At 53.3% G+C, this 18429-nt stretch carries 18 protein-coding genes; 10 read left to right on the plus strand and 8 right to left on the minus strand.

Going from position 1 to position 18429, the window contains the following annotated elements; genetic code table 11:
- Positions 1–77 precede the first annotated feature (77 nt).
- Together AC07UY_RS19535 and bglB are read left to right on the plus strand one after the other, a co-directional pair.
- A complete protein-coding gene (locus AC07UY_RS19535; RefSeq protein ID WP_494701805.1) occupies positions 78–1661 on the plus strand; it encodes an MFS transporter in 1584 nt (527 codons plus the stop codon).
- A gap of 3 nt (positions 1662–1664) precedes the next feature.
- Positions 1665–2804 carry a beta-galactosidase BglB gene (bglB, locus tag AC07UY_RS19540; protein WP_494660458.1) on the plus strand — a complete coding sequence of 380 codons (1140 nt, stop codon included), beginning with the start codon at positions 1665–1667 and terminating at the stop codon, positions 2802–2804.
- 5 nt (positions 2805–2809) lie between these two features.
- Here the strand turns inward: bglB and mrdA are convergent, their stop codons facing one another.
- Together mrdA and argS are read right to left on the minus strand one after the other, a co-directional pair.
- Positions 2810–4726, minus strand: a complete 1917-nt coding sequence (gene mrdA / locus AC07UY_RS19545; protein ID WP_494701788.1) for a penicillin-binding protein 2 — start codon at positions 4724–4726, stop codon at positions 2810–2812.
- Positions 4727–4912: 186 nt separating this feature from the next.
- The gene (gene argS, locus AC07UY_RS19550) at positions 4913–6646 is read right to left on the minus strand and encodes an arginine--tRNA ligase (RefSeq protein ID WP_494701789.1); all 1734 of its coding nucleotides are present in this window, start codon (positions 6644–6646) and stop codon (positions 4913–4915) included.
- Between the two features lie 239 nt (positions 6647–6885).
- Between argS and AC07UY_RS19555 the strand changes: the two genes are divergently transcribed.
- Complete coding sequence (locus tag AC07UY_RS19555; RefSeq protein ID WP_494701790.1) at positions 6886–7455, plus strand: VOC family protein; 570 nt, start codon at positions 6886–6888, stop codon at positions 7453–7455.
- 71 nt (positions 7456–7526) lie between these two features.
- Entirely contained in the window at positions 7527–8273 is a 747-nt protein-coding gene (gene cutC, locus AC07UY_RS19560; protein ID WP_494660462.1) for a copper homeostasis protein CutC, read from the plus strand.
- Between the two features lie 151 nt (positions 8274–8424).
- Here cutC and cmoB read toward each other — a convergent pair whose 3' ends face one another.
- From cmoB to AC07UY_RS19585, 5 genes are read right to left on the minus strand one after another with little or no spacing between them, the layout of a single operon-like run.
- Positions 8425–9393: a tRNA 5-methoxyuridine(34)/uridine 5-oxyacetic acid(34) synthase CmoB gene (cmoB, locus tag AC07UY_RS19565; RefSeq protein WP_494701791.1), complete on the minus strand. Its 969-nt coding sequence runs from the start codon at positions 9391–9393 to the stop codon at positions 8425–8427.
- Positions 9390–10133 carry a carboxy-S-adenosyl-L-methionine synthase CmoA gene (gene cmoA / locus AC07UY_RS19570; RefSeq protein ID WP_494701792.1) on the minus strand — a complete coding sequence of 248 codons (744 nt, stop codon included), beginning with the start codon at positions 10131–10133 and terminating at the stop codon, positions 9390–9392. Before cmoA ends, cmoB begins: the two co-directional genes overlap by 4 nt.
- A 40-nt stretch (positions 10134–10173) precedes the next feature.
- Positions 10174–10569: an MAPEG family protein gene (locus AC07UY_RS19575; protein WP_192612502.1), complete on the minus strand. Its 396-nt coding sequence runs from the start codon at positions 10567–10569 to the stop codon at positions 10174–10176.
- Positions 10570–10620: 51 nt separating this feature from the next.
- On the minus strand, positions 10621–11439 hold the full coding sequence (locus tag AC07UY_RS19580; protein ID WP_494701793.1) for a DUF72 domain-containing protein: 819 nt from the start codon (positions 11437–11439) through the stop codon (positions 10621–10623).
- Positions 11436–12002 (minus strand): hydrolase, encoded by a 567-nt coding sequence (locus AC07UY_RS19585; RefSeq protein WP_494660465.1) that lies wholly within the window; start codon positions 12000–12002, stop codon positions 11436–11438. The genes AC07UY_RS19580 and AC07UY_RS19585 overlap by 4 nt, the downstream gene beginning before the upstream one ends.
- A gap of 322 nt (positions 12003–12324) precedes the next feature.
- Between AC07UY_RS19585 and aspS the strand changes: the two genes are divergently transcribed.
- From aspS to ruvC, 4 genes are all read left to right on the plus strand, one after another.
- The gene (gene aspS, locus AC07UY_RS19590) at positions 12325–14097 is read left to right on the plus strand and encodes an aspartate--tRNA ligase (RefSeq protein WP_203360919.1); all 1773 of its coding nucleotides are present in this window, start codon (positions 12325–12327) and stop codon (positions 14095–14097) included.
- A gap of 117 nt (positions 14098–14214) precedes the next feature.
- Positions 14215–14667, plus strand: a complete 453-nt coding sequence (gene nudB, locus AC07UY_RS19595) for a dihydroneopterin triphosphate diphosphatase (RefSeq protein ID WP_276295165.1) — start codon at positions 14215–14217, stop codon at positions 14665–14667.
- Between the two features lie 28 nt (positions 14668–14695).
- On the plus strand, positions 14696–15439 hold the full coding sequence (locus AC07UY_RS19600) for a YebC/PmpR family DNA-binding transcriptional regulator (RefSeq protein WP_192612498.1): 744 nt from the start codon (positions 14696–14698) through the stop codon (positions 15437–15439).
- A gap of 34 nt (positions 15440–15473) precedes the next feature.
- Positions 15474–15995, plus strand: a complete 522-nt coding sequence (gene ruvC / locus AC07UY_RS19605; RefSeq protein ID WP_203360920.1) for a crossover junction endodeoxyribonuclease RuvC — start codon at positions 15474–15476, stop codon at positions 15993–15995.
- Here the strand turns inward: ruvC and AC07UY_RS19610 are convergent, their stop codons facing one another.
- Positions 15996–16598: a YebB family permuted papain-like enzyme gene (locus AC07UY_RS19610; RefSeq protein WP_494701794.1), complete on the minus strand. Its 603-nt coding sequence runs from the start codon at positions 16596–16598 to the stop codon at positions 15996–15998.
- Positions 16599–17086: 488 nt separating this feature from the next.
- Between AC07UY_RS19610 and AC07UY_RS19615 the strand changes: the two genes are divergently transcribed.
- Together AC07UY_RS19615 and ruvA are read left to right on the plus strand one after the other, a co-directional pair.
- A complete protein-coding gene (locus tag AC07UY_RS19615; protein ID WP_494724437.1) occupies positions 17087–17671 on the plus strand; it encodes a hypothetical protein in 585 nt (194 codons plus the stop codon).
- Positions 17672–17810: 139 nt separating this feature from the next.
- Positions 17811–18422: a Holliday junction branch migration protein RuvA gene (ruvA, locus tag AC07UY_RS19620; RefSeq protein WP_276294834.1), complete on the plus strand. Its 612-nt coding sequence runs from the start codon at positions 17811–17813 to the stop codon at positions 18420–18422.
- Positions 18423–18429: the final 7 nt, after the last annotated feature.

Here is an 18429-nt window from a genome sequence, read left to right on the forward strand (position 1 = left end):
CTTACTCCTCCGTTCGTCTGGTGGGGCTGGTGAGGTCCAGCGTTGGCGATCTCTTCATCTTTGCAGGGTTAACGGCAATGAATACACGTAAAATTGGATTGGTGAATTATTTTGCTTATGGGGCTGGTGACTTTTTAGGTGCCGGAACGACCGCGCTAACAGCTGCCTGGCTTCTTTACTTCTATACGACGTTTTGCGGGTTAACGCCGATCGAGGCGACGTTCATTTTTGCTGCTGCAAGGGTACTTGATGCCGTTGTGAGCCCGCTGATGGGCTTTTTAACCGATAACTTCGGCTCTACGTGGCTCGGTAAACGTTTTGGCCGTCGTAAGTTCTTTATTCTGCTCGGGATCCCTTGCGTATTCAGCTACTCACTGATGTGGGTTGGCGACATGAGTTTCTGGTACTACCTGCTGACCTATCTGATCTTTGATGTCGTTTACACCATGATCCTGGTGCCTTACGAGACGCTGGTGCCGGAGATGACCGATGACTTCAAGCAGAAGACCAAGTTCTCCGGGGCGCGTATTGCAATGGCGCAAATGTCCGCCATTCTGGCCTCCTTCCTGCCGGGCATTCTTCTGACGACCTTTGGTAAAGACAACCCGGTCTCCTTTTTCTATGCCAGCATGGTGTTCTCGGTACTGTGCGCGCTGATGCTGACGTTTGTATGGTTCTTTACCTGGGAGCGTCCACGTGAAGAGTGGACGGAAGCGGCTCTGCGTGCCGAGGAAGAGAAGAAGAATCTGAACTTCCGCCAGAGCATGAGTCGCCTGTTAGTTGAACTGAGTTCGACGCTGCGCATCAAAATTTTTCGTCAGCATTTGGGAATGTACCTTGGCGGATACATCGCGCAGGACGTCTTCAACGCGGTCTTTACCTACTACGTGGTCTTCGTTCTCATGCAGGAAGCCTCAATGGCGTCGAATCTGCTGGGCACGATGGCGATATTCCAGTTCATTGCGGTTATCGGGATGATCCCGCTGTGCATCCGTTTTGGACCTGCACCGTCTTACCGGATGGTGGTCGTCCTGTTTGGCCTGAGTTCGCTGTCGTATGCCGTTCTCTATTATGCCGGTATGAGCGATGTGTACACGCTGTTACTGCTGGTTTCTGCGATTGCGGGTCTGGGACGCGGCGGTATCAACTATGTACCCTGGAACACCTATACCTACATTGCCGATGTCGATGAAGTCATTACCGGACAGCGTCGTGAAGGGATCTTCGCAGGCATTATGACGCTGACCCGTAAAGCGTCTCAGGCGGGAGCGGTGATGCTGGTGGGGATTGTGATGCAGCTGTCGGGCTTTGTGTCAGGGCAGAGTACGCAGCCTGAAGCCGTCAGCCACACTATTCTGTTGATTCTGAGCTGCGGCACGCTAATCGTACTGGCGCTGGGCTTCCTGGTTTCCCTGCGCTTCAAGCTGAATCTGCAAACGCACAGTGTTCTGCGTGAAGAGACCGCCAAAATGCGTAACTCGGGCCGGGCACTGCCAGAAGAGATTACGCCGCAGGCACGCGCCACCGTCGAGATGCTTGCAGGCATACCGTACGAATCACTTTGGGGTAACAACAATATTGGTTACCTGAACCGTAATAAACCGGCTGCGCCGTCTCTTAAGCAAGGCGCGGCAATGAATTCGACATACAATAGAGGTTAAGATATGAAAGTTTGGCCCGTCAAACACAGCCCATTATTACGTCAACCGGAGCGTTTTATCTCACGGGAAGCGCTGAAAGACTTGATTCAGACGGTGACTAAAAACCTGGTGGATATCAAGGATGAGACAGGTCAATTTCTGCTACGACTGGATGATGGCCGGGTAATTGACACCAAAGGTTGGGCCGGATGGGAGTGGACCCACGGCGTCGGCTTGTACGGGATGTACCAGTACTACCAGCAGACCGGCGATGAGGCGACGCGCGACACCATCGACAGCTGGTTTGCCGACCGTTTCGCCGAGGGCGCAACCACCAAAAACGTCAATACGATGGCACCGTTTTTAACGCTGGCCTACCGCTACGAAGAAACCCGCAACCCGGCGTATCTGCCGTGGCTTGATAGCTGGGCGGAGTGGGCGATGAATGAGATGCCACGCACCGATCACGGCGGTATGCAACACATCACGCTGGCGGAAGAAAACCATCAGCAGATGTGGGACGACACGCTGATGATGACGGTGTTGCCGCTGGCGAAAATTGGCAAACTCCTCAATCGTCCGGCGTATGTAGAAGAAGCGACCTATCAGTTCCTGCTGCATGTGCAGAATCTGATGGATAAAGAGACGGGGCTGTGGTTCCACGGCTGGAACTATGATGGGCACCATAACTTTGCCAATGCCCGCTGGGCGCGTGGCAACAGCTGGCTGACCATCGTGATCCCGGATTTTCTGGAACTACTGGATCTGCCTGAAAACAACGCCGTCCGCCGTTATCTTGTGCAGGTGCTGAATGCGCAAATAGCTGCACTGGCGAATTGTCAGGATGAGAGCGGGTTGTGGCATACCTTACTGGACGATCCGCAATCATACCTGGAAGCGTCGGCCACGGCGGGATTTGCCTACGGTATTCTGAAAGCGGTACGTAAACGCTATGTTGGTCAGGAGTATGCGGTGGTTGCCGAGAAGGCCATTAAAGGCATCGTAGCGCACATTTCACCGCAAGGTGAGTTGCTGCAAACGTCCTTTGGTACCGGCATGGGCCATGACCTTGATTTCTATCGCGAGATCCCGCTGACATCGATGCCGTACGGCCAGGCGATGGCGATGCTGTGCCTCACCGAGTATCTGCGTAAGTACTTCTAATCCACTCAAACGCTCCCCGGTGTCGGTTTCGCTACCGGGGACGCGCCTTCCGCCTGGCGGTGAACGGGCTGGGCAACGGCGTTTTGCGACACAAACAGATGATCAAGTATTTGACGCATCACCGGCGCGGCGGTCACACCGTCGCTGCCACCGTTTTCCAGAATCAATGCGATGGCGACTTTTGGGTTGTTATAGGGCGCAAACGCGGTGTAGAACACGTGGTCGCGCAGGCGAATCGGGATCATTTTCGCATTGTAGGTCTGGTTCTCTTTCAGGCTGAACACCTGAGACGTACCACTCTTGGCGGCAATACCGTAAGGTGCGGTGTGGAAGAACTTATAGCCGGTACCGTTAGGGGAATTGGCCATACCGAACATCGCCTGGCGCACCAGTCCCCAATACGGTGATGCGGCGTTGGCGATTTGTGTCGGTGGCGTGGCGGCGTGGTAAGGAATCCGGGTTTTGCCGTTATCTTCTTCCTGCAACAGGTGAGGGGCGATCACTTTCCCATTGTTGAGCAGGGCCACCATTGCTTTCACCATCTGAATCGGCGTGGCGATCCAGTACCCCTGGCCGATGCCGACCGAGATGGTATCTCCCTGATACCAGGTCTTTTTATGTACCCGCTGTTTCCAGTCGCGGCTCGGCAGCAGGCCGTTGTACTCTTCGTCAAGGTCGATACCGGTCGGTTTACCGTAGCCAAACTGCGACAACATGCGGTCGATCCTGTCGATACCCATCATGAAAGCGACCTGATAGAAAAAAGTGTCAGCCGACTCTTCAATCGCTTTGGTGACATTCAGCATGCCGTGGCCGGTTTTCTTCCAGTCGCGGTAGCGGCGTTCGGTGCCGGGGAGCGTCCACGTCGGTGCGCCGAAGAAACTGGTTTGCGGTGTAATCACGCCGTTTAACAGCGCCGACATCGCCATATACGGTTTTACCGTGGATGCCGGTGGATACAGCCCTTGGGTGACGCGATTAATCAACGGCAGATCTTTATCCTTCAGCAGTTTGTCGTACGCCTGATAGCTGATGCCTTTCACAAAGGGATTCGGGTCATAGCTGGGATTTGAGACCATCGCCAGTACCGCGCCGTCATGCGGATCTTCAACCAGTACCGCCGCGCGTTGTCCGGCAATCAGACTCTCAATATATTCCTGCAGGTGGAGATCCAGCGTCAGGTGGATGTTTTTCCCGGCGACGGGAGGAACATCTTTCAGCAGACGGACAATCCGTCCATGATTATCCACCTCCACTTCCTGATAGCCGGTTTTGCCGTGCAGTTCGTTTTCGTAGTAGCGTTCAATACCCTGTTTGCCGATGTTATGGTCAGCGGCGTAGTTTTCCGCAATCCCTTCTTTGCTGAGTGTTTTTAGATCGCTATCGTTAATTTTTGAGACATAGCCAAGCACGTGCGCCAGTTCCGCACCGTAGGGATATTCCCGATCTTCGTAGCTGTTGACGGTGACGCCGCTGAAACGAAACTGGTTCACTGAGAAGCGCGCAATCTCGACTTCGGTCAGGGCATTTTTAAGCACCACCGGTCGATAGCGACTGCCTGATTTCAGCGCATGGCGAAAGGCATCGATATCCTCCTGAGTCAGGTCAACGATGGGCGTCAACTGCTGGATTAGCGTATCCATATTGCTGATTTTGTAGGGCGTAACCGCGATATCGTACCAGGTCACGTTGCGTACCAGCGGGATGCCGTTGCGGTCATAGATCATGCCCCGGGTAGGTGCGACCGGCAGCATTTTAATGTCGTTCTCATTCGAGCGGGTCGCGTAGTACTGATGCTGGCGAATTTGTAAATTGTAGAGATTGAAGAGAAGGATCCCAAAGCAGATAACCACCAGGCCGAACGCCACCACTACCCGTCTCAGAAAGAGTTTCTCTTCTGCTGCGAAATCTTTAAACGTCATTGACCCGTACCTGATTAATTAGCCGCCTAATGATACGGAGAGGTCAACGCGATGACAGACAAAAAATGTACCATCCCTCCAGAGAAATGTGTCATTCCTTGTGGCATGTTACAGAGTGCGAACGCCGGACATAAAAAAGGCCCGAGTCCGCAAGCGAACTCAGGCCTGAATGTTAAGCGTACGGGCTTACATACGTTCTACGGTTTCGATACCCAGCGTATCCAGACCCAGCTTCAGCGTTTTCGCCGTCAGCTGCGCCAGTTTCAGACGGCTGTTACGAACGGTTTCGCTTTCTGCGCTCAGGATCGGGCAGTGCTCATAGAAACCGGAGAACAGACCGGCGAGATCGTACAGATAGGCACACATGACGTGCGGTGTACCTTCACGCGCGACCACCGTCAGCGTCTCTTCAAACTGCAGCAGGCGAGCGGCTAACTGCGCTTCGCGATCTTCGCTGATGATAACCGGTGCCGCCGCCAGCGCGTCTTCATCGATTTCTGCTTTACGGAATACGGACAGGACACGGGTGTATGCATACTGCATGTAAGGCGCCGTGTTGCCTTCAAACGCCAGCATGTTGTCCCAGTCGAAGATGTAGTCGGTGGTGCGGTTTTTGGAGAGATCCGCATATTTCACCGCGCCGATGCCGACGGCATTGGCCAGTTTTTCCAGCTCATCGGCAGGCATGTCAGGATTCTTCTCTGCCACCAGACGGCGTGCGCGTTCCAGCGCTTCGTCCAGCAGGTCAGCCAGCTTCACCGTGCCACCCGCGCGGGTTTTGAACGGTTTACCGTCTTTACCCAGCATCATGCCGAACATATGGTGTTCCAGCGGTACGGAGTCCGGCACATAGCCCGCTTTACGCACGATAGTCCATGCCTGCATCAGGTGTTGGTGCTGGCGGGAATCGATGTAGTACAGCACGCGATCGGCATGCAGCGTTTCATAGCGGTATTTGGCGCAGGCGATGTCAGTGGTGGTATAGAGGTAGCCGCCATCTTTCTTCTGAATGATGACGCCCATCGGGTCGCCTTCCTTGTTTTTGTACTCATCAAGGAACACTACCGTCGCGCCTTCGCTTTCAACGGCCAGGCCTTTGGCTTTCAGATCGGCGACGATACCCGGCAGCATCGGGTTGTACAGGCTCTCGCCCATCACGTCGTCACGCGTCAGCGTCACATTCAGGCGATCGTAGGTTAACTGGTTCTGCGTCATGGTGATGTCGACCAGTTTGCGCCACATTTCGCGGAAGTACGCATCGCCGCCTTGCAGTTTCACCACGTAATTACGTGCGCGCTCGGCAAACACTTCATCTTCATCGTAGTGCTTCTTCGCATCACGATAGAATCCTTCGAGGTCAGCCAGCGCCATTTCACCGGCGTTTTCCTGCTGCTGTTTTTCCAGCCAGGCGATCAGCATACCAAACTGTGTGCCCCAGTCGCCGACGTGGTTGGCGCGAATAACGTGGTGGCCCAGAAACTCCAGGGTACGCACGGCCGCGTCACCGATAATGGTCGAACGCAGGTGGCCGACGTGCATCTCTTTAGCGACGTTAGGCGCAGAGTAATCCACTACAACTGTCTGCTTTTCTGGGAGAGCGACACCCAGACGGTCACTGGTCAGCGCCTGCTGTACGTTTTGGGCGAGAAACGCCGCATCGAGGAAAATATTGATAAAGCCCGGGCCGGCAATTTCAACCTTGCTGGCGATGCCGTTGAGATCCAGATGAGTCAGCACCTGCTCTGCAAGTTGTCGCGGCGCCATACCCAGTTTTTTAGCAACTGCCATCATGCCGTTGGCCTGATAGTCGCCGAACTGTACTTTTGCTGACTGACGAACCTGGGGTTCGCAATCTGCAGGCGCGCCTGCAGCAATCATGGCCTGACGGACTTTTTCTGAGAGAAGAGCCTGAATATTCACCGGAATACCTTACGTTTAAGACGCGAGTTGACTGTGCCCGCACCAGTTTAAGAATTTAGGGCGGGAGTATACTGCAAATGCCCGTTTGCGTCAGCCCTGGCGCATGTCGTCGCTGCTCTGAAATCGCCTCAACATAATGAGGCATCACTGTTCATGGCGCGTTGACCACAATCAGCGGTTGGTTGCCGCCGTGCAACAGAGTAAATTAGCGGCTTTGAAGATGAAGAAGAGTATCCAAAATGGCGAACTGGCAATCTATTGACGAACTGCATGATATTTCCGCGGATTTGCCGCGTTTTGCGCTGGCGTTAGCGGCGCTTTCTACTCGTCTCGGTCTGGAACTGGCCCCCCTTGAGGCCGACCATATCTCTCTTCGTTGCCATCAGAATGCGACCGCAGAGCGGTGGCGCCGGGGCTTTGAGCAGTGCGGCGAACTCCTGTCGGAAAATATCATCAACGGCAGACCGATCTGTCTGTTCAAATTGAAAGAACCTGTTTGTGTTGAACACTGGCAATTCAGCGTTGTGGAATTGCCGTGGCCGGGTGAAAAGCGCTATCCGCATGAAGGCTGGGAACATATTGAAATTGTGTTGCCCGGCGAGCCGGAAACGTTGAACGCCCGGGCGCTGGCGCTGCTCTCTGACGATGGTTTAAGCCAGCCGGGCATTTTTGTGAAAACCAGTTCGCCCAAAGGCGAGCACGAACGTCTGCCGAACCCGACGCTGGCGGTGACGGATGGTAAGGTCACCATCAAGTTTCACCCGTGGTCGATTGAAGCTATTGTGGCAAGCGAACAGTCAGGGCAATGAGTTTGTGAGCGTCTGCGACGTTTAGCGCAAACCGACATGGCATGATATACGATTCAGAAAAAGGAGTGAGTATGGCATTGCTCGAGATTTGTTGTTACAGCATGGAGTGCGCGTTAACCGCGCAGCAAAACGGTGCCGATCGGATCGAGTTGTGTTCAGCACCGAAAGAGGGCGGATTGACGCCTTCGCTGGGTGTGCTGCGTTCGGTTCGTCAACACGTAACGATTCCCGTGCATCCGATTATTCGCCCCCGCGGTGGTGATTTTTGTTATACCGACGGTGAGTTTGCCGCCATGCTGGACGATGTGCGCACGGTCAGAGAATTGGGTTTTCCCGGACTGGTGGTGGGCATTCTGGACGTGGACGGCAACGTGGATATGCCGCGAATGGAAAAAATAATGGCCGCTGCCGGGCCGTTAGCCGTGACGTTTCATCGTGCCTTCGATATGTGCGCTAATCCATTAAATGCGCTTAAGAATCTGGCGGATTTGGGTGTTGCGAGAGTGCTGACATCCGGGCAAAAATCTGACGCGCTGCAAGGTTTACCAATAATTATGGAACTAATTGCACAAGCCGGTGCTCCAATAATTATGGCCGGAGCAGGGGTTCGTGCAAAAAATTTGCAGGATTTCCTGAATGCAGGTGTCAGGGAAGTACACAGTTCTGCCGGAACCCAGGTTGCCTCGCCAATGCGTTATCGCAATCAGGGACTGTCGATGTCAGCGGATACGCAAGCGGATGAATATTCCCGCAGTGTGGTTGACGGGGCGGCGGTTGCAGAGATGAAAGGAATCATTGTTCGTCATCAGGCCAACTGATTTTTACCGTTGCATCATGTCGCCCAATATGATGCTTGCTCGTACCAGGCCCCTGCAATTTCAACAGGGGCCTTTTTTTATCTTTTTCGAAGTGTGCGTAATTTTCATTAGCGTTGTAGGCCCGGTAAGCATAGCGCCACCGGGAAATTCATCAGGGTTTACGCGCAATCAACACCGCACGCAGAGGGGCGGGGTAGCCTTCGACCGTTTTGCTGCTGTCGTTCGGGTCAAGGAAATCGGCCAGCGACTCGGTCACCATCCATTCGGTACGGCGCTGCTCTTCGGTTGACGTCACACAAACGTCCGCGATACGCACATCGACAAAACCGCACTTCTCCAGCCAGTTTTTCAACGCCAGCGCGGAAGGAATAAAGTAGACGTTACGCATCTGCGCGTAGCGATCGCCCGGCACCAGAACGGTGTTTTCATCACCCTCGACGACCAGCGTCTCAAGCACCAGTTCACCGTCTTTGACCAGTTGATCTTTTAACTGCCACAGATGCTCCAGCGGCGAGCGGCGATGATAAAGCACGCCCATTGAAAATACGGTATCAAACGCATTCAGCGCGGGCAGTTGTTCGATCCCCAGCGGCAGCAGATGCGCACGCTGATCGTTACCCAACAATTTCCGCACCGCTTCAAACTGGCACAGGAACAGCTGCGTTGGGTCGATCCCGACGGCGAGATGTGCGCCAGCGCCAATCATGCGCCACATGTGATAGCCGCTGCCGCAGCCCACATCCAGAATCGTGCGCCCGGTAAGATCGGACAGATGCGGTAATACGCGATCCCACTTCCAGTCAGAACGCCATTCGGTATCAATATTGACGCCGTACAACGAGTACGGGCCTTTACGCCACGGCATCAGGTTGCGCATCAGGGTATCGATACGTTTACGCTGGCCTTCGCTCAGCGGTGTTTCGTTTTCGGCAGTGACGCTGTGCAGCAGATCCAGACGGTGCGGCGTTAACTCCGGCAGAAATTCAACCGCGTTCGACCACTGTTTAAACAGACCATGCTGATCGCGCTGCCAGGCCGCAATTTGCGCGGGCAGGGTTTCAAGCCAGTGGGAAAGGTGATTTTTGGCAATTAGCTGATAAAAGTTTCCGAACTCGATCATGCAGAAACCTCAGCTTTTAGTGCCACCAGAGAACCAAAGTTGAAGCACTGGAACCACAGTTCGCTGTGCTCGAATCCAGCCTGACGCAGACGCGTTTTATGGGTTTCGACGGAATCGGTCAGCATGACGTTTTCCAGCATGCTGCGTTTCTGGCTGATTTCCAGTTCGCTGTAGCCGTTGGCACGTTTGAAGTCATGATGCATGTTGAACAGCAATTCGCCGACCTGCGCATCTTCAAAACTGAACTTTTCTGACAGCACCAGCGCGCCGCCCGGATTCAACCCCTGATAAATCTTATCCAGCAATGCCTGGCGCTCGGGCGGCTCAAGGAATTGCAGGGTAAAATTCAGCACCACCATCGAGGCGTTTTCGATAGCGATATGACGAATATCGCCTTCCACAATCTCAACGGGTGTCGGGGCTTTGTAGGCATCAATGTGGCGGCGGCAGCGTTCAATCATTGCCGGAGAGTTATCGACGGCGATTATCTTGCAATTGTCATGGTGGATGTTGCGACGCACCGAGAGCGTCGCCGCGCCCAGAGAACAACCCAGATCGTAGACCTGTGTGTTGGGTTTAACAAAACGTTCAGCCAGCATGCCAATCATCGAGATAATGTTGGAGTAGCCAGGAACGGAACGCTGGATCATATCCGGGAAGACTTCAGCTACCCGTTCATCAAAGGTCCAGTCACCCAGGCTGGCGATAGGCGCAGAAAAAAGCGTGTCGCGGTGAGACATAACGTAAAAGTCCGGGAAAAATAAAGGGGCGTATTGTGCGCTAATGCAGGGAGAAAACCAACTCCCAGGGCATATACCAGAGATTTGCCAGCACCATCAGCAACAGGGCGCACCAGGTTGCGCTCATACCGGAACGCCGCCAGCGAAACAGCCGGTGATAGAACCCGTAATAATGCATGAGCCGACCGGCAATGAGAATCAGGCCGCAGATGTGCACCATCCATGTTTCCGCACCGTTCATCTCCATAAACAGCAGCAGTACCAGCGCAACAGGAATATATTCCACCGCATTGCCATGAATACGAATCGCACTTTGTAGCTCGCTAAAACCTCCGTCACCATAGGCAACGCGGTACTGCATCCGTAGACGAACAACGTCAAAGGAGAACTTCATCAACAATAACGCACCCAATACGGCATATAGCGCGCTTACCATACAAACTCCCTTTAAAATGGCTGATGGCATTGTCTATGATAGGTGGCATTTTCAGAAAAGAGAAGATTGCTGTGGAATAGACGGTGCGGCGCCAATACCAGGAATAACGGTATGTAAATCCTGCCAGATGGCGTCTACTAACTCCGGAGCCTGCGCGATATCGGGCGTGTGTAAAAAAAGGTAGGGCGTCGTGGACTGTTCCCAGAGCGGTAATTTGTTTAACCAGGCGGTGAAAAAATCACGATTTTGTACCATGTCATCGCTGCCGATGAATCGCACCATCGGATGACCGGCAGTGACAACCGCATGTACAGGGACTCTGGGTTTCTTGCGCTGCGCCTCGCGTATCGCCTCATTGTGAGGGCGGGCGGCATGGACTGGACGGCTGTCGAGAATGACCCGGTTGACGCCTCTCTCGTGTAAGCCACGATTGAGCTGTTGTTCCTCTTCGCCTTTTGCAAAGAATCCCGGATGCCGGACTTCAACACCGTACGTGAAGCGCCCGGGCAGGGCATCAAGAAATTGCCACAATGCCGGAAGTTCGCGAGGTGAAAATGTGGCGGGAAGCTGGAGCCAGTATTGACCAATGCGCCCCTCAAGCGGCGACATGCGGGTCAAAAACTCCAGCACTAAATCGTCACAGTTTTTCAGCGCGGCTTGATGCGTGATGGTCGCCGGAAACTTAAAACAGAAGCGAAAATCATCGGTCGTCTGCGCGTGCCAGCGTTCAACCACCTCGGCTTTAGGAAGCGCGTACAAGGTGGTATTGCCCTCCACACAATTGAAGTGGCGGGCATATTCTTCAAGGCTGGTTATCCCCAGACGCACCCACTTTGGGTGCGACCATTGCGGTAAGCCGATGTAAATCATAGCGCTTTCAGGATTTCTTCCACGCGACGCACGCGGGCGATGCGCGGGAAAATGTGCGTGACGCTGCTCTGGTGTTGCTCGGTACTTGCCGCGCTACAGGCATCTTCGGCAATGATCAGCCGAAAGCCCAGTTCCCAGGCGTTGCGGGCCGTGGATTCCACGCCGATGTTGGTGGAGATCCCGCACAGGACGAGCGTGTCAATGCCGCGACGGCGCAGTTGCAGTTCCAGGTCAGTGCCGTAGAACGCCCCCCACTGGCGTTTAGTGACCTCAAGATCGCTGTCGGCTTTGCCCAATGCCGCCGGGTAATTCCACCAGTTTTCTGGCAATGCTTTTGCAGGGGATGGGGCATCGACAGGCTGTTTTAGTGCTTCTGCGTAATCCGGCGACCAGCCGACACGCACCATCACCACCGGTGAACCGTGAACACGGAATTTTTCCGCCAGACGTGCAGCGCGATCCACAACGTCTGGTGCGGAATGTGGGCCTGCGGCGAAGGGTAAAATGCCCTCCTGCAAATCAATGACCACCAGCGCGGTGGTTGAGGCGTTCAGTTCCAGCATAAAGACTCCCGTATTTTCAACGCTATTTCGCTCTATCTTAGTCGCGGTCCTGGAGGCGAGGGGCAACAAATTTTGTCTTTTTTTTGCGTATACGCAATACCTGCGGCGTAAACATGCGTACAGTCAGTGTCTGGTTCGGAGTCTGTTCTGGTTCAAAGTGGTAAGTAATCGAACCTTGATGGGATAGACTCTTATCGTGCGGCAGAATTTCCAGTATAATAGCCGCCTTTTTTCATTCAGTTGTGACATTCAGCTAACGCTGCGACTTGGTCACCTGCGAGGCAGGCGACATTCCGCCTGCGGCAAAGTTAAGGGATATCTCATGCGTACAGAATATTGCGGGCAGCTACGTCTGTCCCACGAGGGGCAGCAGGTGACTCTGTGTGGTTGGGTCAACCGTCGTCGTGATCTTGGTAGCCTGATCTTTATCGATATGCGCGACCGCGAAGGTATCGTGCAGGTATTTTTCGACCCGGACCGTGCGGACGCATTAAAGCTGGCCTCCGAACTGCGTAATGAGTTCTGCATCCAGGTTACGGGTACCGTACGCGCGCGTGACGCGAAAAACGTTAACGCCGATATGGCGACGGGCGAAATTGAAGTACTGGCGTCCGATCTGACCATCATCAACCGTTCAGAATCACTGCCGCTGGACTCTAACCACGTTAATACCGAAGAAGCGCGTCTGAAGTATCGCTACCTGGACCTGCGTCGTCCGGAAATGGCGCAGCGTCTGAAAACACGCGCCAAAATTACCAGCCTGGTGCGTCGCTTTATGGATGACCACGGTTTCCTCGACATCGAAACCCCGATGCTGACCAAAGCCACGCCAGAAGGTGCGCGTGACTATCTGGTGCCTTCACGCGTTCACAAAGGTAAATTTTACGCGCTGCCGCAGTCTCCACAGCTGTTCAAACAGCTGCTGATGATGTCTGGCTTTGATCGCTATTATCAGATTGTAAAATGCTTCCGCGACGAAGACTTACGTGCCGACCGCCAGCCTGAATTTACCCAGGTCGACGTGGAGACCTCCTTCATGACGGCACCGCAGGTGCGTGAAGTGATGGAAGCGCTGGTGCGTAATCTGTGGCAGGAAGTGAAAGGGGTGGATCTGGGTGATTTCCCGATCATGACTTTCGCCGAAGCTGAGCGTCGTTACGGTTCCGATAAGCCGGATCTGCGTAACCCGATGGAACTGGTGGATGTTGCCGATCTGCTGAAATCCGTCGATTTCGCCGTATTCTCCGGCCCGGCGAACGATCCGAAAGGCCGCGTGGCTGCTCTGCGTGTGCCGGGTGGTGCCAGCTTAAGTCGTAAGCAAATCGACGACTACGGTAACTTTATCAAGATCTACGGTGCGAAAGGTTTGGCTTACATTAAAGTCACCGAGCGTGCAAAAGGTCTGGAAGGGATCACCAGCCCTGTTGCCAAGTTCCTGAACGCTGAAATCGTGGAAGCTATTCTGGATCGTACCGCTGCGCAAGACGGCGATATGATTTTCTTCGGCGCTGACAGCAAGAAAGTGGTTGCCGACTCTATGGGCGCACTGCGCCTCAAACTGGGTAAAGATCTGAGCCTGACCGACGAAACCAAATGGGCGCCGTTGTGGGTTATCGACTTCCCGATGTTTGAAGACGACGGTGAAGGTGGCCTGACGGCGATGCACCATCCGTTTACTGCACCGAAAGACATGACGGCTGCTGAGCTTCAGGCTGCGCCTGAAAATGCTGTTGCCAACGCGTACGATATGGTGATCAACGGCTACGAAGTGGGCGGCGGTTCCGTTCGTATCCACAACGGCGAAATGCAGCAAACCGTGTTTGGTATTCTGGGCATCAACGAACAAGAGCAGCGTGAGAAGTTCGGCTTCCTGCTGGATGCGCTGAAATATGGCACGCCGCCGCACGCAGGCCTGGCGTTTGGTCTGGATCGTCTGACCATGCTGCTGACCGGAACTGATAACATTCGTGACGTTATTGCCTTCCCGAAAACCACGGCTGCTGCCTGCCTGATGACTGAAGCGCCAAGCTTTGCTAATGAAGCTGCGCTGGCAGAACTGAGCATTCAGGTTGTGAAGAAGGCCGAGAATAACTGATATGGCTGCTGTACACGAAATCATTCGCGTTGCATCGCGGCGGCAACTGAGTGAATACCCATGAGCATAGAGAACTATGTGAATGGGATGAACGATGGCAGCCAACAAAGAGGCAGCGTGAAGGATAAAGTGTATAAGCGTCCCGTTTCGGTTCTGGTCGTTATTTTTGCCCAAGATACGAAGCGGGTGCTGATGTTACAGCGACGCGACGATCCCGATTTCTGGCAGTCGGTTACCGGCAGTCTGGAAGAGGGTGAAACCGCGTCGCAAGCCGCCATGCGCGAAGTAAAGGAAGAGGTCACCATTGATGTTGCGACAGAGCAACTGACCTTAATTGACTGCCAGCGCACGGTGGAGTTTGAGATTTTTCGCCATTTACGTCATCGCTATGCGCCGGGAATCGAACGTAATACCGAATCCTGGTTTTGCCTGGCACTTCCCTCAGAACGAGAGATCGTGTTCACCGAACATCTGACCTATCGTTGGGTTAATGCGGCTGAGGCTGCACAGTTAACCAAGTCGTGGAGTAATCGGCAGGCGATCGAAGAATTTGTTATTAACGTCGCCTGAGAAGGCGCGCTTTTTGGAGAGATTATTTATGGCAGGTCATAGTAAATGGGCCAACACCAGACATCGCAAAGCAGCGCAGGATTCTAAGCGCGGCAAAATTTTCACCAAGATCATTCGTGAGCTGGTGACGGCGGCCAAACTGGGTGGCGGCGATCCGGACGCTAACCCGCGTCTGCGTGCAGCTATAGATAAAGCACTGTCAAACAACATGACGCGTGACACGCTGAACCGTGCAATCGCGCGTGGCGTGGGCGGTGATGATGACGCGAACATGGAAACCATCATCTATGAAGGTTATGGTCCTGGCGGCACCGCGGTGATGATTGAATGTCTGTCCGACAACCGTAACCGTACGGTAGCGGAAGTGCGTCACGCATTCAGCAAAACTGGCGGCAACCTCGGTACCGACGGTTCCGTGGCGTATCTGTTCAGCAAAAAAGGCGTTATCTCCTTTGAAAAGGGCGACGAAGACACCATCATGGAAGCGGCGCTGGAAGCCGGTGCTGAAGACGTTGTGACCTTTGACGACGGCGCGATTGATGTCTATACCGCATGGGAAGAGATGGGCAAAGTGCGTGATGCACTGGAAGCCGCCGGTCTGAAAGCCGACAGCGCTGAAGTCTCAATGATCCCGTCGACCAAAGCGGATATGGATGCGGAAACCGCACCTAAACTGATGCGTCTGATCGACCTGCTGGAAGATTGTGATGATGTGCAGGAAGTTTACCACAACGGTGAAATCTCCGATGAGGTTGCCGCTACCTTAGAATGACGTGGTTAAGCGATAACATAACAGGAGATGCGTGATGTCCATTATTCTCGGCATTGACCCGGGCTCACGCATCACCGGTTATGGCGTGATCCGCCAGGTCGGTCGGCAACTGACCTACCTGGGCAGCGGATGTATTCGTACCAAAGTGGATGATTTACCGTCGCGCCTGAAGCTGATTTATGCGGGCGTGTCGGAAATCATTACCCAGTTTCAGCCGGACTACTTTGCCATTGAGCAGGTTTTTATGGCGAAGAACGCGGATTCCGCGCTCAAACTGGGTCAGGCGCGTGGTGTGGCGATTGTCGCTGCCGTAAATCAGGATCTGCCGGTGTTTGAATATGCGGCACGTCAGGTCAAGCAGACCGTCGTCGGGATAGGCAGCGCGGAGAAAAGTCAGGTTCAGCATATGGTGCGTACCTTGCTTAAACTCCCCGCTAACCCGCAGGCGGATGCCGCCGATGCGCTGGCGATTGCCATCACCCATTGCCATGTAAGCCAAAACGCGATGCAAATGAGCGACTCCAGACTCAATCTGGCGCGCGGACGACTGCGCTAGTTATACCGTCTCAGCCTCTGCTGGCTGAGACGTTTCTATCCCACTAGCATTAATCAGTACTAAATCCGGATGATGCCACAGGCTGGCAGGGGTCACGGTTTTACGTTCCCACGGAATTGAACCTAAAAACCAGAACTTCCAGAAGGCAAGTTTTGCGTTCGGGTTGCTGTGCAACAGATTTTCAAATGTCTCTATTTCCCCGACCGAAATGCATAATGCCTCTTTATAAATATCGAAGACGAACTTGGAGCAGAACTGACGTGCAGAGTCGTATTTAAAGCCGGTGTGATAGAGTTTATGCAGGCGGCCAGGGACCTTTTCGACCAGCGACAGTTTCTGTTCTGTCGTTAATCCGCCAGCCAGACGACGGACGGCATAACGTTGTTCGGTAGAGCGCTGAATAAAACGCGACATCGTGGTGACCGTCGAGAGCGGCACGCGACTTTCCGCCACCAGATAATCATCGCCATTGTGTCCCACAATAATCCCTACATGATTACACCAGCACTGTGATGCCGCGGAGATCTGCCCAAACAGACGAGCACCTATGCAGGTAAATACGATATCGCCGGTCTCGTATTTGGCAGGGTAATTAATTTTCACGGTTCTAATCCATTATTGATATGTGGAACAACGTCTTTTTTCATCCTGATAAAGAACTAGCATTGTATTTAAATAATGACAAGGAATGTTTTATGCGATGCTTTGAATTACCGAGTTCCCTCGATAGAAATGATTATAATGAATACCCAATTTACGCTAACCAGGTTTCGGTTGAAATTGATAATAACGCGGGTTTAGCAACGAATTAATGATGGGCAGACGCCACCATGATATAAAACAAAAATATTATTTGGCTGTAATTAATAATGGAAAGAGATGTATCTCCTTGGGCGTCTTTAGATGAAAAGTATGCAGATTGGGTAAAGTCTGGTCGCGGCAGCGATGAGCAAAAACGCATGCAACTCGCCAGGTGAAGGTATGGTCTTTATGACGAATCAGTCTGGTAAATAGCGTGCAATTAGCGTTGAAGGAAACTATGTTTTGTAGTTATGCGCGCGTGTTAAGCGACACGGAAGAGTCATTTCAACATGGATAACCAGACCCTCATGCCAATTATTTATGCACTGGTACTGCTATTTGCCTGCTGGGCCCTCATTACGCACTACCAACGGTACAGAAAACCGATCGCGTTCTTTTATACGCTATTGCTACTGTATACGGGTTATGCGGCATTCATGGAATACTATTACCATCGCAATAGCATCACCACCACAGCCAACGTTTCTGCCGTGCGCTACACCAGCAGTTTTGAACGTCGGACAACCAACACCTGTAGCCACCTCCGGGGTGGCAGAACAGATTGTTCTGCATTATATGATTATGACCTGAGCGGGTGGGGGGCATACAAAGCCTGGACTTACCATGTCGAGGGCGCGCGTACAGAACCCGCCAGCACAATGTGCGTAAATATCGTTAAAAAGAAACCTGCGGTCGGCAAACCTTGCGAAAATGTGTTTTTTAACGTCAGTCCTTTGCCGGTGCTGATCTCCATTTGGGCGATAAGCGCATTCGCTTTTCTTACCCTGGCTTTGCACAGGTTTAAATTACGCCGGATGTCGAAGCATTCACTCTCCACGGCAGAAAAGCATCGCCATGGAAAACGCGCGTCCTGAAGATAACGGCTTGTCGCAGCCCTGCTCCGTTAGCACGCTGTGCGAACTCTGGATTTTAATTTCATCCCCGCTGGATATCTATCCAGCATTTTTTTATGATACACCTTTGTATCAAGAGCCATTAACGCAGGAGCGTCATGTGATAGGCAGACTCAGAGGCATTATTCTCGAAAAACAACCCCCGTTGGTACTGCTGGAGACGGGCGGCGTCGGCTATGAAGTGCATATGCCGATGACCTGCTTCTATGAGCTGCCGGAAGCGGGGCAGGAGGCAATTATCTTCACCCATTTTGTGGTGCGTGAAGATGCCCAACTGCTGTATGGCTTTAACAACAAACAGGAACGTACCCTGTTTAAAGAATTGATTAAGACGAATGGCGTCGGCCCGAAGCTGGCGCTGGCGATCCTCTCCGGCATGTCGGCACCGCAGTTTGTTAATGCTGTCGAGCGTGAAGATCCCGCCGCCCTGGTGAAACTACCGGGCATTGGTAAGAAAACCGCCGAACGTCTGATTGTTGAAATGAAAGATCGCTTCAAAGGGTTGCATGGCGATCTGTTTACCCCTGCCGCCGATCTGGTGCTGACCTCACCGGCCAGCCCGGCAACGGATGATGCTGAACAGGAAGCGGTTGCTGCGCTGGTGGCGCTAGGCTATAAACCTCAGGAAGCCAGCCGGATGGTCAGCAAAATTGCCCGCCCGGATGCCAGCAGCGAAACATTGATCCGCGAAGCGCTCCGCGCCGCGCTGTGAGGTAGAG

Source organism: Citrobacter sp. GW821-FHT02E08 (genome assembly GCF_059421685.1).